The 15,014-nt window shown below is 47.9% G+C and carries 11 protein-coding genes; 1 reads left to right on the forward strand and 10 read right to left on the reverse strand.

Going from position 1 to position 15,014, the window contains the following annotated elements:
- Positions 1 to 18 precede the first annotated feature (18 nt).
- The 3 genes from WFI24_RS02465 to WFI24_RS02475 all read right to left on the reverse strand — a co-directional run bounded on the left by WFI24_RS02465 (position 19) and on the right by WFI24_RS02475 (position 3,636).
- Positions 19 to 1,068 carry a LacI family DNA-binding transcriptional regulator gene (locus WFI24_RS02465; RefSeq protein ID WP_442956181.1) on the reverse strand — a complete coding sequence of 350 codons (1,050 nt, stop codon included), beginning with the start codon at positions 1,066 to 1,068 and terminating at the stop codon, positions 19 to 21.
- 274 nt (positions 1,069 to 1,342) lie between these two features.
- Positions 1,343 to 2,425, reverse strand: coding sequence for a class II fructose-bisphosphatase (gene glpX / locus WFI24_RS02470; RefSeq protein WP_145321886.1), 1,083 nt, complete (start codon positions 2,423 to 2,425; stop codon positions 1,343 to 1,345).
- 692 nt (positions 2,426 to 3,117) lie between these two features.
- Positions 3,118 to 3,636, reverse strand: coding sequence for a GNAT family N-acetyltransferase (locus WFI24_RS02475; RefSeq protein WP_336758482.1), 519 nt, complete (start codon positions 3,634 to 3,636; stop codon positions 3,118 to 3,120).
- A 122-nt stretch (positions 3,637 to 3,758) separates the two neighbouring features.
- Between WFI24_RS02475 and WFI24_RS02480 the strand changes: the two genes are divergently transcribed.
- Positions 3,759 to 4,403, forward strand: a complete 645-nt coding sequence (locus WFI24_RS02480; RefSeq protein ID WP_336758483.1) for a YczE/YyaS/YitT family protein — start codon at positions 3,759 to 3,761, stop codon at positions 4,401 to 4,403.
- A gap of 81 nt (positions 4,404 to 4,484) precedes the next feature.
- Here WFI24_RS02480 and WFI24_RS02485 read toward each other — a convergent pair whose 3' ends face one another.
- From WFI24_RS02485 to WFI24_RS02515, 7 genes are all read right to left on the reverse strand, one after another.
- Positions 4,485 to 7,064: a glycosyl hydrolase gene (locus WFI24_RS02485; protein ID WP_336758485.1), complete on the reverse strand. Its 2,580-nt coding sequence runs from the start codon at positions 7,062 to 7,064 to the stop codon at positions 4,485 to 4,487.
- A 360-nt stretch (positions 7,065 to 7,424) separates the two neighbouring features.
- Positions 7,425 to 7,943 (reverse strand): (2Fe-2S)-binding protein, encoded by a 519-nt coding sequence (locus WFI24_RS02490; protein ID WP_336758486.1) that lies wholly within the window; start codon positions 7,941 to 7,943, stop codon positions 7,425 to 7,427.
- Positions 7,940 to 10,372: a molybdopterin cofactor-binding domain-containing protein gene (locus WFI24_RS02495; RefSeq protein WP_336758487.1), complete on the reverse strand. Its 2,433-nt coding sequence runs from the start codon at positions 10,370 to 10,372 to the stop codon at positions 7,940 to 7,942. Before WFI24_RS02495 ends, WFI24_RS02490 begins: the two co-directional genes overlap by 4 nt.
- A gap of 33 nt (positions 10,373 to 10,405) precedes the next feature.
- Complete coding sequence (locus WFI24_RS02500) at positions 10,406 to 11,320, reverse strand: FAD binding domain-containing protein (protein ID WP_336758488.1); 915 nt, start codon at positions 11,318 to 11,320, stop codon at positions 10,406 to 10,408.
- Between the two features lie 353 nt (positions 11,321 to 11,673).
- The gene (locus tag WFI24_RS02505; RefSeq protein ID WP_336758490.1) at positions 11,674 to 12,324 is read right to left on the reverse strand and encodes a nucleotidyltransferase family protein; all 651 of its coding nucleotides are present in this window, start codon (positions 12,322 to 12,324) and stop codon (positions 11,674 to 11,676) included.
- A complete protein-coding gene (locus WFI24_RS02510) occupies positions 12,290 to 13,564 on the reverse strand; it encodes an XdhC family protein (protein WP_336758491.1) in 1,275 nt (424 codons plus the stop codon). The genes WFI24_RS02505 and WFI24_RS02510 overlap by 35 nt, the downstream gene beginning before the upstream one ends.
- A gap of 42 nt (positions 13,565 to 13,606) precedes the next feature.
- Complete coding sequence (locus tag WFI24_RS02515) at positions 13,607 to 14,929, reverse strand: 5'-deoxyadenosine deaminase (RefSeq protein ID WP_145321903.1); 1,323 nt, start codon at positions 14,927 to 14,929, stop codon at positions 13,607 to 13,609.
- Positions 14,930 to 15,014: the final 85 nt, after the last annotated feature.

Raw genomic sequence — 15,014 nt, forward strand, 5'->3', positions numbered from 1 at the left:
AATATGTGCACCATTTAACTATTGACGAATAGAAGAAGCACGGATGATCAGTTCAGTAGGCAATAACGCTCTTGCTGACTCGGTTTCAGCTACAACAGAGTTATTCGCTTCAGTCGTTCCACCCGCTGATCCATGCATAAGCTTCGATGCAGCAAGCTCGCCCATTTCAAAAAATGGAACCCTGACGCTGCTCAGCGGCGGAACCGCCATCTCGGCCGCATCGGAGTCGTCATAACCGACAAATGCCGGAAAATCCGCAGGCCCTATTCCTCGCTCACGCAAACCATGCATGACTCCAATAGCCATCCGGTCATTGGCTGCGAATACAGCGTCGATCTCATGTAACCGATCTGCTACAATCGCTGCCGCCTCAATACCGCTTCTTCTGCTATAATTTCCCTCAAGCAATAGGCTCGGGTCCAGCTCCATCCCTGCTTCTTGCAGACCTAGACGGACACCTTCCATGCGCTCCTGGCTGTTAGAATAGCTATCCGGACCATTGAGAAAAGCAATTTGGCTATATCCTTGATCCGTCAAATGACGTATGGCGAGCCTGCTACCTTCCACATGATCCGCATCCACCTCCGTGAACGATTGGCCCTCAAAGTGCTGATTCATGACACAGAATGGGTGACCTTCCTGGTGAAGCTGCTGTATGGCTGCCAGTTCTTCGTGATCATCTCTGGCACCGAGGATGATGCAAGCATCCACTTTCTGCCGCCGAAACAGATCCGTATAATTCATCACCTCTCCCGGTGTCCGGAACATAACCAACAGGTCCATGCCATTGTCTCTCGCTTTGCTGCCAATCCCACTCAGCATTTCCGAGAAAAAATACGCCGAGAACAGGTGCGCCTTCGGAACATAAGGCAACACCACGCCAAGGTTACCGCTCTTACTTCTGGCAAAACTGCGAGCAAGTGCGCTGGGCACATAGCCTAACTGTTCCGAAGCTTCAAGGACCTTGCGCCGCGTCTCTTCTTTAATAGGTCCTACCCCATTAAGCACCCGGGATACCGTTGCCTCGGAAACACCCGCAAGATCAGCCACTTCTCTACGAGATGCCACTAACTTCACCCCCTTCTAGCTCATCAATAATAATATAATGGTTAAAAATTTATGTACGCGCGTACATTTTCTCATGCCATGTAACCGTTGTCAATGCTTTTAACATAAAAATAATGAGGGCTTGGTTTAACCCCAAGCCCTCATTATTAACTTGCCAGAGATGGTACTTTTATTGAATTTATGCCCACTGTTACCTTAGGGGCTCAAGGTTATTTGTCCGACTCACTACACCGATGATAGTGATGCTATATGGTCCATTACTAATGAGAACAGTTTACAACGTCGTTGTTACGCCATGATCAACGGATGATTGGCTAAACTCAGCCTGTTCCATCGTTTTGACATGACTCGGAATACGATCCGAAGGTTCTGGCGTGGATTGGAGTTGTCTTACTTTATGCAGCACTTCTTTGTTAGGCAGGAAATGTTGAGAACGAATGAAACGAATCGTTTTGGTTTTGGCCCGCATAACTATCGAATCGGTCTCAGCCCGATCATCCGCCAGATACCTTACCCCTCCCAGAATCTCGCCTGGCGTCACACCTGTTGCGGCAAAAATGACATCCTCTGTTCCAATCATATCCTGCATCGTTAACACTTTGTAAGGATTGTCGATTCCCATCTGCAGGCAGCGCTGGAATTCGTCCGCGTTGGCTGGCATCAGGCGTCCTTGAATCTCACCTCCGAGGCAAGACAAGGCAGCTGCAGCCAGCACACCTTCTGGTGCTCCTCCTGATCCGACATAGAGATCGATACCCGCCTCCGGGAAGGCCGGTGCCATCGCCCCAGCAACATCGCCGTCACTGAGGAACTTAATTCTTACGCCAACCTTGCGCAGCGTCTTGATTGTGCTTTCATGTCGTACACGATCCAGAATCATCACTGTCAGATCCGAGATGTTTTTGTTCAATGCGGCAGCAGCTTTCTCCAGCGTAACTTCAACTGGGTCTTCAATGCTGACCTTGCCTACAAGCGCAGGACCTACCGCCAGTTTCTCCATGTACATGTCCGGTGCGTGGAGCAGGTTACCTTTTCCCGCCACTGCAATAACCGATAGAGCGTTGTTCAGTCCTTTGGCCACGATTTCTGTACCTTCAAGCGGGTCTACAGCCACGTCAACCTCAGGGCCCTCAGCGTTGCCCACTTCCTCGCCGATGTACAACATGGGTGCTTCATCCATTTCTCCTTCACCGATTACCACCGTGCCGCGAATAGACACGGAATCGAACATGGCGCGCATGGCCAAAGTAGCCGCTTCATCTGCACTGTTCTTGTCGCCTCGCCCCATCCAGGGTGCTGAAGCTAACGCAGCCAATTCTGTTACTCTGACAATTTCCAACGCCAGTTCGCGTTCCATTTTTCCCACTTCCTTTCCAGTTTCCAAAAGCATAACGTGAAAGCGGTACTAAATCCATCGCAAATCCATATGAAATTGATCTAAAATCAGCGTAGCAGCGCCTTTTTCGCGATTTTTCCCTTGTTTTTCCAATTTATAATCAAGTTGATTTTGTAGCTTTTTTCGGATGGTTTTAGGAATCCAATTTAGCTAATTTCTCAACTGAAATATTAATCTTAATTCCCACTTACCTCACAAAAATCCATATTGTTCAATTTAGTGATTTTGAGTATTCATTTCACACCTAATAAGTCTGTTAACATAGGGTATATACAACTTTTATGGTGAATATTAAGAACGTAAAGGTCTCCGACTGACTACGAGCGAAAACGATTTTCGGTAGGCTCGGCAAACGCGGAAATACACTAATAAATTGTAATGATATGTGCCGAGATCAACCTGCTTCCTTCAATGTTATCAAGCTAAATTTGGATGTCATTTATGTATTAATCAGACCTTTAGCTCTTACAAATGCCATAGATGCAGCTTATGAAGGTCATCGAAAATAATAAGTTTACATAATATTTATTATGTATGTTTTTCCTTCAATTTCTTCATTTTATTATTCAACGGTTCTAGCAAAAGATAAAAAAGCCCGAAAGAATTCTGCATTTAGCATTTTTTCTCCCCAGGCTTTTCCCTCGATGAACCCGTTACAATATCGTTTTGGTCATTATCAAATCAATTTGTTCCTCATCTCCCATAACAAAAGCATGGGCTCCGGTCTGAACAAACCCCATCTTTTCATAAAATGCGATGGCATTTTCATTTTTCTCCCACACGCCTAACCAAATATTCGTCTTGTGATGTTCAGTTGCCATCTCTATGGCTTTATGGAGCATCACCTTACCAAGCCCATGTTTTTGGAACGCTTTCTTGATGTATACCCGCTCGATCTCAAGGGATTCCTCCCCCATCTTCTCAGATTGAGCATCATTGATATTCACCTTCATATAACCAGCAACTTGATTGTCGACATAAATAAAAAGAAATTGTGAATCCGCCATGGATAGCTCACTCTCTAATTGTTCCCGATTAAACGCCTTGTTCAGATAAGCATTCATATTTTCAGGCGAATTTTGCGCTTTAAACGTTTCATTAAACGTCTCATAACTAATCTCCTGCAGTTCACACACCTGTTCGATGGTACATATCCCTATACGAATCGTCATCTATAATCACATTCCTTTATCAAGTTAATCATTTGTTGCAAATGCAATAAAAAAGTATTACATTGAATTTAACTCAATTTTGTTGTATTTGCAACATAATATAGAAGAAGAGGTTGAATGAATTGAAATATGTTCTTTTTGTCGCAGGTATTCTAATCTTAACGCTTGGTATTTCCCTTACCATTCAATCTGAACTGGGTACTTCACCGTTTGACGCACTGCTGGTAGGGTTGTCACAACATGTAGGCCTAAGTGTAGGAAGCTGGGAAGTCATCCTTGCTTTCCTGTTAATCGGATGCAATTCACTGTTGAAGCAGCAAAAACCCGAACTTCTGGGTCTCATCACCGCATTCATTACAGGTGTCGGGATTGATATCTGGCTTTATGTATCTGATTTCTTGATTACGCCCGAAGTTTGGTACACCAAATTAATGACTTTTGTCATTGGTTTAGTGATCATCAGTATCGGCACAGCAATCTACTTACAGACTAATTTCGCACCCATTCCGATTGACCGCTTAACATTAATCCTGCATGAACTCACTCGAACTCCTTTATTTATATCGAGAACATTCATTTACCTTGTATTTTTGATTCTGGCCTTTCTGCTCAGTGGACCGATCGGGATTGGAACGTTGCTAACCGTATGTTTTGCAGGTCTTCTCCTTCAGTTCATCATGGGCCATACGAAAAAGAAAATAGATCGCATATTAACAGACATGGATACATCGTCGAGCACTGAGCATGAGAAAGAACATTCGATCTAACGAGTGTACACCGTCTACACAATAAAAAGCTGGATCAGAGGTTTCAACCCTGATCCAGCTCACTAAACGTTCTTTCTACCTTTACGGCTCAATTCCCCATATCAGCTGACCATTCACATACCCGGTGACCTTATCATGGTTTGCGAACTGACTGCCAGATGCCTTAAACGAGTAATCGTTAGTCTGGGTGTAATTCGACCAATTGTTTTTGGAAAAACGAGCTTGAATCTCTGCGCTCTGGCCTGCATTCAGCGTCCCCGCAGCACTTGTAAAGCCCACTTCCAGATAATGATCGGCTCCGGCTACTGGAGTCGCAAGTTTAACGAATTGACTCGTTACATTCCCACTACCCATACTGGCCCAGTCGGACCAGAAACTCTGAGCTTCCTCCCCGTCAATGGTATAGTAATACCGGAGTTTTACATCACTTAACGGAATAGCCGAATTGCCTGAGTTGACCAATTTGAACTTGGGTGAGACGCCGTTGGTGGATGCACTCGTATTGCCGTTAAACGCTTGGATCGTCAAATCCCCGGCAGGTACAGTAACCGTGCTATCTACTACATTCAATGTAAGTTCAGCGTTATTCCCTCCATTAAAGTGAAAGGTTAATACGTTCTGGCCCAGCGGCAGTGTAGCAAGGTAGGAGTTGTTCAGAACAACAGCAGAGCTGGACGCTGTATAATTCTGACCTGTTACAAGCGTAGCATTCCCCTTCGTGATGCTTGTAAGCTGACGGCCATTTAGGGTGAGAGAGACGTTAATATCCTGCGCGGGATTCGTCGCTTTATCAAATGTTGCATTCACAGGAGAAATCACAGCATTCGTCCCCGGTGTTGAATCCACAATTTTGACTTTTAACACAGGGTCCTGGCCTTGATTAAAATCCAGAACAATCGAATGCTCGCCAACTGGCAATGTCGCCAGATAAGCTTTTTTCAGCAGCAATGTGCTTCCGTTCAAAGTATAGTCCGTCGTTGCGGTCAATGCATTATTGCCTGCCCGGAGAGCAGTCAACGTATTGCCATTCGCATTAACGGTTACGGCTTTGTCGCTTTGATTGGGTGTGTATTTGTCAAATTCAACGTTTACAGGTGTGATGGATGCACTGGGGTTAGGATTGTTAACTTTTAGATTCGGCAGCTCATCTAAAGTAATGACATAATCGCTTTGATAAAGCGTTTTCAAGGTTGCCGGGTAATTGAACGCAGAACTCATCAGATGCTCGCCATACCAAGGGCAGAAGTACAGCCATCCTGATTTCTCTTCGGTCAGATTCTTCACACTTGGAATAGTATCGTTCTCCGTCATGGCTACCATTTTCGTACCGTTCGTCAACTCAACAAGCTTATAGAATATCGAGGTAATCGCATCCTCATTCGGTACGCCAGACAAACCGTCATAACGGTTGTAGATCGTATTGTATTTATCGTATCCAACGAGATCTACCTGATCATCGCCCGGATACCAGGCAGGAGAAGTACTGTATACATAACTGTTGTAGGTCCAGATCAGATTGTGCAAGCCATACGTCTCGGTAAGTTCGGTATACAGCAGATCCCATAGCTCTTTGTACACTTCTGCGCCTGCCGAAGCCCACCAGAACCATGCACCTTCCCCGTTCAGCCCGCCGTTGCCTTCTGCTTCATGATATGGACGGAACAGAACCGGCACGTTGTTATCTTGCAAAATCAGCAATTGTTCTGCCAGATCCTCGATAGTCATCATCACGTATTGATACTCTTTCGTACCGGGAATTACCGCATTCGCTGTATTAAAATTCGTTTCTGTTGGTTTGTAGGTAGCCTCTTTCCAATCCACAAAGTCCCCGAGCTCATACGTATTGAAATTACGAGGTACATTGATATGCCAGGAAGCTGTTGCAATGCCTTCACGGTTATTCACCCAATCAATCATACGATCGGTTGTACCGTCCTCCCAACCATACAACGGATTATAGTTCATCAAATCAAAACCGCGGATAGCCGGATACTTTCCAGTAAGATCATGAATCCACTCGAATTCAAGCTCTGTATCTCCGTCATTCCCTCCTCCGTAGATTTCTTGCTGACCAGAAATAATGTTGTTTCCGTATACCTCCGTTAAATAATTCATCAAAATTTGAGTTTCCGGTGTAGCTTCAGGATCAGTGAGAACTGGTTGCACATTCAGGGGATCCAGATCAGCATGATCCACTGTGAAGGTGTCAAAATAAGCGAAGCCCCAACCAGCCTTTAGCTCAATCGTGTTGGTACCCTGGTTCAGCTTATGAAAACCAAAATCAAAATTCGACCACGTTGTTGTGTAAGGCAGCATATACGCCCCCTTGGTAACACCATTCACATTTAAATTTTGTGACCTTCCATCGGCACTGAGCTCCTGCATATATCGAGTGGAGATCGCGTACATGCCGGTTTCCGGGACAGTAACTGTGAAGGTTAATGTGCCAGAGTTCTGCATCCAGACAAATCCATCCCCCGAGAATCCGGGCTTGGGTTGTCCATAGATTGAAGTAACCACTTGAAGATCCGGGGTGAGCTGCGCATTTTCGCTTTCGATGGTGAACAGTGGGGTGTCTGCATGAACGGGCGCTGTCATTAATCCAAGCAGTAGGGCCAATGCCAGCATCATTGCGGTTGCCTTTTTGAGCAAATTTTTCATCAATTCCATCTTCCTTCCCAAGTGAAATATGATAATGAAATGTCAATGAACCCATTCATGATTGCGCTTTCATAGTAAACATAGCATGTGCATCAATATTTGTAAATATATGGTGAATGTAAATGTTAAAACTTCTTTTATACCAGTACTTTAAACACTTTTTCTCTAATTTCAGTGGACTTATGGTTTTTGACGAAAACGGTTCATAATCTCACAAAATCGGCTATGGAACTTAGACACATCATTTATTGTTTGTTTGGCAGAAACCCTGATAAAAACAAAAAAAGCATTCCGGTTCGGATGCTTTTCAAGTACTTTCTATAATTGCCCTTACTTATGTCTTCGGTCTATATCTCGGGCTCAACTTGCGGTTTCCTCGGCAGATATTTCCGTTAGTGAACAACGTTCTCCTGCCTTGCGTACCGCACGAATAATGCCCCCGTATCCCGTACATCGACACAGGTTCCCACACAGTCCTGCTTCAATCTGTTCTTGTGACGGCTCTGGATGTGCATCCAGCAATGCTTTAGTGGAGATCACCATGCCGGGAGTACAGTACCCACACTGGAAACCACCTTCCTCCACAAAAGCCTGTTGAATCGGATGCAGAGTGCCGTTCTCTTCGCCGTGCAGGCCTTCAATGGTCGTGATGTCACTGCCTTCACATTGATAAGCCATCATGAGACAGGAATTCACGGGCTCCCCATCGATCAGCACCATACATGCACCACAGCGACCAACTTCGCAGGATACTTTGGTACCCGTCAGCTGTAAATGAGTCCGGAGCACGTCGACAAGTCGGGTCGTTTGGGCGATCTCCAGATGTTTCTGTTCACCATTCACAACGGCTGTCCAGTTGTTTTCAAGTGGTTTACTCATGATGGACTCACTCCTTCCTGCAAAGGTACATTTAAAGGTCTGACCAGTTGTTCCCTCGGTACAGGAAGACGGTTAACCCATACGCCTGTCGCCTGATGAATTGCGGCTGTAATGGCCGGCGCAAGCGCTACGGAACCAATCTCACCGATGCCTCTCGGGCCGAATGAATCACCCTCGGGCAAATCTTCAATAGCCTCAACCTCCAGATTTGTATGGATATCCTGAATGGTTGGGATCAGGTAGGTGTCAAGATTCGTGGTTACATAGCGGCTGTCCTGCATGACCGCATCCTCGCTCAACGTAAATCCAAGGGCCATGACACTGCCGCCTTCAATCTGTCCAATGAAGCCCATAGGGTTGATAATCGGGCCTGCCGCCACAACATGGCGTGTATCCAGCAGCTTGGTTTCGCCGGTCAAGGTATTCACTTCCACCTCTGCCGCAACAGCCGCGTACGTATACAAATAATGACCACCTACCACGTTGTCCGGTGTAGTTGGGTAATCAAACTTTGTATCGAAAATCCATTCATCGGCATCGCCCTGCATGACAAGCTCCGCATACGAAACCACAGCACATGAGCGAACTCCTTCTTTTGCTACAGAATCGAACCCAGCTTCAGAATCTTGATCTACTCCCTTCAGCGCCTGCATTTTCTCCTTCTCGCTCGTTCCTTCCCCTTGCCCAGCTGTTTCCACTTCAGGAGTTTCACCAGGAAGCTGGTCTTTACGCCATACACCGCCAGGTCCTGTCACCAGTTGCTCCGCCGGAATGCCCGACATTTCAGACGCGACAGTGAGAACACGGGAACGAAACGGAGTCTGCAACCGCTGCAGAGCCATCCAGGCCATGGTTGTTGAACGCGAAGCAGTACTTGACCCGCTGTGTGGCACACGATCCGTGTCTCCAATGATGATACTGAGATCCGACGTACTGCATTGGAACAGATCACATAGCATAATTTCCAGCGTTGCAACGAGCCCCTGCCCAAATTCCTCGTAGCTGAACGCCACCTCAATCTTGCCTTCGTTATTCAGGGACAGACGCCCTCCCGCAGGGTCCGGAATACCGTAACCGAGCCCTGCACCGTGCATCGCGATGGCTGCTCCAACACCACGTTTGATCCAGGGCGGCAGAGAAGGATCTGCCGGGGGACTTTGATGTTTTTTCCATAATTCGGAACGATCCAATGCCTCCCATACTTGGGACAGTCCATCTGTGACCAGAATCCGTTGGTTTAGCGGCCCGGGATCATTCTTTTCCCTCATATTGCGTCTGCGGAATTCCCAAGGGTCCATGTTCATGATTGCTGCCAGCCGATCCATCTGACCTTCCATGGCAAAAATCGCCTGGTTCCCGCCAAATCCGCGAAACTCACCTGACAGCCCATTATTCGTGTATACAGATACGCCTTCCACATCCACATTCGGAATGGCGTATGGTCCAAGGCAATGCTCGGTACAGAAGTTCAGCACGGGTGCACCAAGTGTGGCATACGCTCCGGTATCCGCTGTAATACGGACTCGATGCGCCTGTATGATGCCTTCTCGACTCATGCCGGTCTGCATTTCAATTTTCATCGGATGCCGCTTCAGTCCTGCACGGACGGATTCTTTGCGTGAATTATGCATTTTCACAGGACGTCCGCATCTCAAGGCCAGCAATGCACCATAAGGCTGTACGTTTAGTTCATCTTTTCCGCCAAATGAACCACCAATCGGTGAAGACACCACCCGGATATCTTCTTCAGGACAGCCAATGATGCGCGCAAGCTGCATTCGGTCTTTATAGCCATGTTGCGTTGCCGCGTACACATTCAGCCGCCCCTCTTCGTCCGGGACAAACAGGCCACCTTCTGTCTCCATGTATGCATGCATCTGGCGAGGCGTATAATACGTCTCTTTCACGATATGATCACATGTCACAAAGGCTTCCTCGGCGTCTCCACGTTTGATTTCCGTGCGATGCAGCACATTACCTGGACCATGCTCATGCAACTCTGGTGCGCCGGGAGCCAATGCAGCATCTGTACTATCCAGTGGCGTAAGTTCTTCATACACTACCCGGATCGCGTCCAGTGCGAGGGCCGCACGTTCCGGAGAATCCGCAGCAACCGCTGCAATGGCGTCACCGACATAACGCACGATATCCTCACAGAACACAGGCTGGTCCGGGGTCGCAATGCCAAAACGATTCAGACCAGGCACATCTTTGGAAGTCAGGACCGCGTACACACCTTCCAACGCCTCAGCTTCCGAAGTATCTATAGACAATAGGCGAGCATGAGGATATTCGCTTCGCAATACTCTGCCATGAATCATGTCAGGTAGCGTCATATCCGTCAGATATTGAAGCTGGCCAGTTACTTTGGGTGCCCCATCTGGCCGCAGGTGCCAGCGTTTCCCGCTCTGTTCCCGATTCAGCAGCATGATCCCTCTCCCCCTTTGTTTGATCGAATTCTTCTATTCGTGAAGTGCTTCCCATAGCCCGGCGCCAAGCATGTTGCCCGCGGTCTGCTTGCGATAATATTCTGTTGCAAATGCATCGCCATACGTCGTAAATTCACTAGCTACAGCAGCTGCGAGAGTCGCCGCTTGCATTACAGAAGCTTTGCCACGAAGAAGCTGTTGTTCAGACTCCAGAAGTCGCATCGCCATGCCTGAGCCCCCACCAGCTGCAATCGCAATCTTGGTCCAGCAATTATCCGAGTCCATCTCTCCATACAACGCAACCGTCACCAGCGATGCACTGAACGTCTCCCGTCGACACAGCTTGCGGTAAAAGGAAACTGCTCGTGTAGCAGGTATGTGCTCACCCACCACATCGAACATAGATGACGGTCTCATCGGAATATGAATGGAAATCAACACATCACCTGGATTCCGACTTCCATCCCATCCACCTCGAAGCCAGGATGACACACTGCGGATCTCAATGCCGTTGTCAGTCAACCAGTGCAGCTCCGCATCATATACAAGCAAAGCAGGCAACGTATCTCCTACTCCGGATACAATATTCCCGCCAATGGTTGCCACATTGCGAATGGAAGGAGCAGCAATTGCATTCACCGCTTCTTGCAGGATGGGTAGTTGATGCAGCAAGGCTTCTGTTGCACATTCCTTTAATCGGGTCATTGCGCCAATGACCATCTCATCTCCCTGACTTGATATACCGCTCATTTCAGGAATACGAGCCAGGCTAATCATGTGTTCAGGAGCAGGAACCAAGCCGCCCTCCCACTGGGTTCGCAGTAATGTTCCGCCTGCCGTGTAACAACATATTCCCTTCATTCTACTTCTCAACGTTTGCAGTTCTTGCAGATTCTCAGGCTGCCATACCGATGGCATGGCTCCAGAACCGTATGCCGGTATTACCATCGCTGCATCCCCTTTCTCTCTCTTCCATGAGCAGGATGTGATTAGCCCAACGCTATTGATGACATCACTGGCACACTGCCCATGCGTGTCCTCATCACGCCAATTCAACCGTCTGATCCAAATTAATTCTTCAAATCATATGAGAGTTCAGCAACAACGTCAATTACCTTTACATCGTTTTGGATAAATGTATAAATCCCGTGTTCTAATTGTGCTTGATGCATCATGATCTATCGAAAGCTAACACAAACTTTCATTCATCACATGATAAAAGAAGGCAAACAGGCCAACCAGAATGCCTGGCTGACCTGTTCATGTCATTAAATTAAACATAATTATTCATCTTCTCCTATTCATGAGTCTTTCTTATTCGATTCAAATACATCATTCAAAATGCGTTCCAATTCCGGTTCCGTATCCGCATCCCAGAAACGCTTCTCAGGCAAAGGTACATGTATACCTGAATAGTTGGCACTGCGCATAATCTTGCGCGCCCCCTCATCTCCATGCAGAGACAACAGCGGCCCGAACATATGGGAGCGAAAAGCGACGGGTGGCTTTCCCCCCTCTCCGTCGGTAGCTGCGACATAGTCACATAGCTTGTGGCTAGCCAGTGCTGCAGTCACACGATTGATATCCTGTGCTTGTAATAAAGGCTGATCCCCCAGCAGCATGAGGATGCCCTCCGGTTTATACTCCAGGGCTGACAATACGCCAGAATGGAGAGAATTGGCCATACCACTGGCATAGTCAGCACAGACTACAATTCGAAGTCTGGCTGTAGGATGATACGTATATGTGGCAGAATCAAACCATTTTACTGGCAACCATGCCAACGAATCTTCCGGTTTGACCACACAGACCACTTGTTCCAGATCCGAATCCAGCGCAGCTTCCAGTGACCATGCAGCCAGGGACCTCCCGTCAGGCATGACAACCGAGAGTTTATCCCGACCAAGGCGAAGACTCTTACCTGCCGCCAGAACAATGCCCGTCATTCGCATGTGCAACGCTCCCCTTCTGTACCTCAGAACTCAAGGAAGAAACCTTATGTTTGCATGCGATCAATTCAGCTGCAATACTGATGGCAATCTCTTCTGGACCGTCTGCCCCGATACTCAAGCCGACGGGAGAATGAATATGTTTCAAGGATGGTAAACCATCTAGGAGGCGGGCCGTTCGTGTTTTCGAACCCATGATGCCAAGATACGCATACTCAGAGTCCACTAACATCTCCAACAGTTCACGTTCGCGGGGGAAATTGTGACTCATTAAAATCAAATAATCCCCTTTGTTCACGTCTAACAGAGGCATAATCTCACGCGGGAATCCCACTACTAGCTCAGCTTCAGGGAATCGTTCCGAGGTGCATAAGGACTCTCGCCAATCCGCTACCACAACACGAAATCCTGCCGATCGGCTAAGTCTGGCAACAGGAATAACATCATTCCCGGCTCCGATGATAATCAGGCGAGGTTTAGGAGCGTACAGCGAAGTAAGTTGCTGCGGGAGGCCCCAGGGATTTTTTGAAACCGCATCGGTTGTCGGTATGTCAGACTCAGAGATATATTGTGAATCAGTGGACAGATGGGAAGAATAAGATCCGTTTGACGTAGTTGGTACCACTTCAGGCACGAGTGTAAGGCGAGGTATGTCGGGAGAATGTGGTGTTACAGCCAAATGTTCATGCTTAGTATTCCCTCTGCTGAGCTGTTCTTCAGCCTGCATTGGCCCTAAATTATGCTTCGCCACGCGATCATGACGAAGCACAAGCGAAGGGCGCAAGATTGGCTCGTGCCTCGTGTCCGCAGGCTCAGTCCGTTTCCAATCATATTCCACCCTCGTATAATCATCTTGGAACGTTCGGGTTAACGCTGTTGCAGCCCCGGATTGCAAACACTCATGCATTTCCTGCAAAGTAGATCGGAGTTTACCACATACAGGTTCAAGCAACACAATAACGAGTCCGCCGCAGCCAATCGCCTCACCCCAGGACAGATCATCCTCGGGACGCATGTCGTATTCCGCGAATTCCATCTGCTTCGTATCCAGCACACGGCTCACCCGGGCCTGAAGGTCACTCTCCAGGCATCCCGGACTGATACTGCCATACATTTGGCCATCCTCGGTCAACAGCATAGAGACTCCCTGCTTACGGTAGGCATGACCCTCTACCTTGATTGCTGTTGCGAGCACGCAGCGCGTTTCACAGGCTGCAATTGCACACAGATCATGCATTTCCATATCGGTCTCCATCCTTTCTGGAATTGCATAAGCTTCCTTCGATCAGATACGTTTCATCAATCTCGCAATGCTCTTATCCGACTCACGAAGCACAATGCCACGATCAATCGTCTGAATCTTACGATTCTTGAGCACGATACTTCCGTCAATAATAACGGTATCCACACAGCTACGTGTTGCGGAATACACTACGCGGGAATAGACATCCGTCTCATAGGAAGGGTACGTGTGGAAATCATCCAGATCCAGCAGCAGCATATCTGCCTTTTTGCCCACTTCGAGACTGCCGATTTCCTTCGACATGCCGAGCACCTCTGCACCACCCATGGTAGCCATGCGCAATACAGTCCGGGCATCCATCACTGTTGGACCATGAGGAATCTTCTGCATCAGAGCTGTGAGGCGCATTTCCTGAAACATATCCAGATTGTTGTTGCACGCGGCACCATCGGCACCAATCCCAACCGCGATCTGACGATTCAGCAGATCTGGAATATCAGCTACCCCGGAGGAAAGTTTCATATTCGATCCAGGGCAGTGAGTGACTTTGACACCGCGCTTGCGGATGATCTCCTTCTCTTCCTCACTCAGCCATACACAGTGTGCCAGCACCAATCTGGGGGTAGCCAGACCGATATGATCGAGGTATACAATGTTGCGCATCCCGCGTTCGTGTTCGACCAGTTCGATCTCTCCGCGATTCTCGGAGGCATGGGTGTGAACTTTGACATGATATTTATTGGACAGGTCGCGCACTTCTATCAGTAATTCCTCGGTACACGATACAACGAAGCGTGGACAGAAAGCATATTGAATGCGTCCGCCGCCAAATCCGTTCCATTTCTCCAGCAGATCCACACTCTGTTGCAATGAAGTTGCTGTATTCTCACGCAGGGGTTCTGGAACCTCGTCTCCATGATCCATCATCACCTTGCCGGAGATGACCCGGATGCCGCTCTGTGCCATCGCCTGAAACGCCGAGTCCGTGTGATGTACCGTCTCCATATCCAGAATGGTCGTCGTTCCGCTGGAGATCAATTCGCCAAGTCCAAGCATCGCAGAATAATATACAGACTCCTCATCATGCGCTGCTTCCAGTGGCCAGATGCGCTGACGGAGCCAATCCATCAGTTCCAGATCATCCGCACGTCCACGGAACAAGGTCTGACACAGATGAATATGCGTCTGGATAAAGCCTGGCAACAACACTTTACCGCGAGCATCAATGACTTGATCAGCTTGAACGTCGATGTGTGTTGCAATCTCCTTAATTTTGTTATCCTCAATCAACAGATCTCCGATGAACACTTCCTCTTCTGCATTCATCGTCACAAGCTGTGCGCCCTTCAGCAGGATTGTTCCCATGCCAATCTCCCCTATCTGTGTCTGTCTGTATCGTTCAACTCATAGATATTTACACTTGCCCTCCGATGACAGACTAACCTTCCGA

The sequence above is a fragment of the Paenibacillus sp. USHLN196 genome, assembly GCF_037144955.1.
Lineage (GTDB): Bacteria > Bacillota > Bacilli > Paenibacillales > Paenibacillaceae > Paenibacillus > Paenibacillus xylanexedens_C.

Excerpts from the sequence above, each read along its gene's own strand:
- glpX (WP_145321886.1), bottom strand. The coding sequence starts at position 2,425 with ATGGAACGCGAACTGGCGTTGGAAATTGTCAGAGTAACAGAATTGGCT.
- WFI24_RS02475 (WP_336758482.1), bottom strand. The coding sequence starts at position 3,636 with ATGACGATTCGTATAGGGATATGTACCATCGAACAGGTGTGTGAACTG.
- WFI24_RS02485 (WP_336758485.1), bottom strand. The coding sequence starts at position 7,064 with ATGAAAAATTTGCTCAAAAAGGCAACCGCAATGATGCTGGCATTGGCC.
- WFI24_RS02490 (WP_336758486.1), bottom strand. The coding sequence starts at position 7,943 with ATGAGTAAACCACTTGAAAACAACTGGACAGCCGTTGTGAATGGTGAA.
- WFI24_RS02495 (WP_336758487.1), bottom strand. The coding sequence starts at position 10,372 with ATGCTGCTGAATCGGGAACAGAGCGGGAAACGCTGGCACCTGCGGCCA.
- WFI24_RS02500 (WP_336758488.1), bottom strand. The coding sequence starts at position 11,320 with ATGGTAATACCGGCATACGGTTCTGGAGCCATGCCATCGGTATGGCAG.
- WFI24_RS02505 (WP_336758490.1), bottom strand. The coding sequence starts at position 12,324 with ATGCGAATGACGGGCATTGTTCTGGCGGCAGGTAAGAGTCTTCGCCTT.
- WFI24_RS02510 (WP_336758491.1), bottom strand. The coding sequence starts at position 13,564 with ATGGAAATGCATGATCTGTGTGCAATTGCAGCCTGTGAAACGCGCTGC.
- WFI24_RS02515 (WP_145321903.1), bottom strand. The coding sequence starts at position 14,929 with ATGGGAACAATCCTGCTGAAGGGCGCACAGCTTGTGACGATGAATGCA.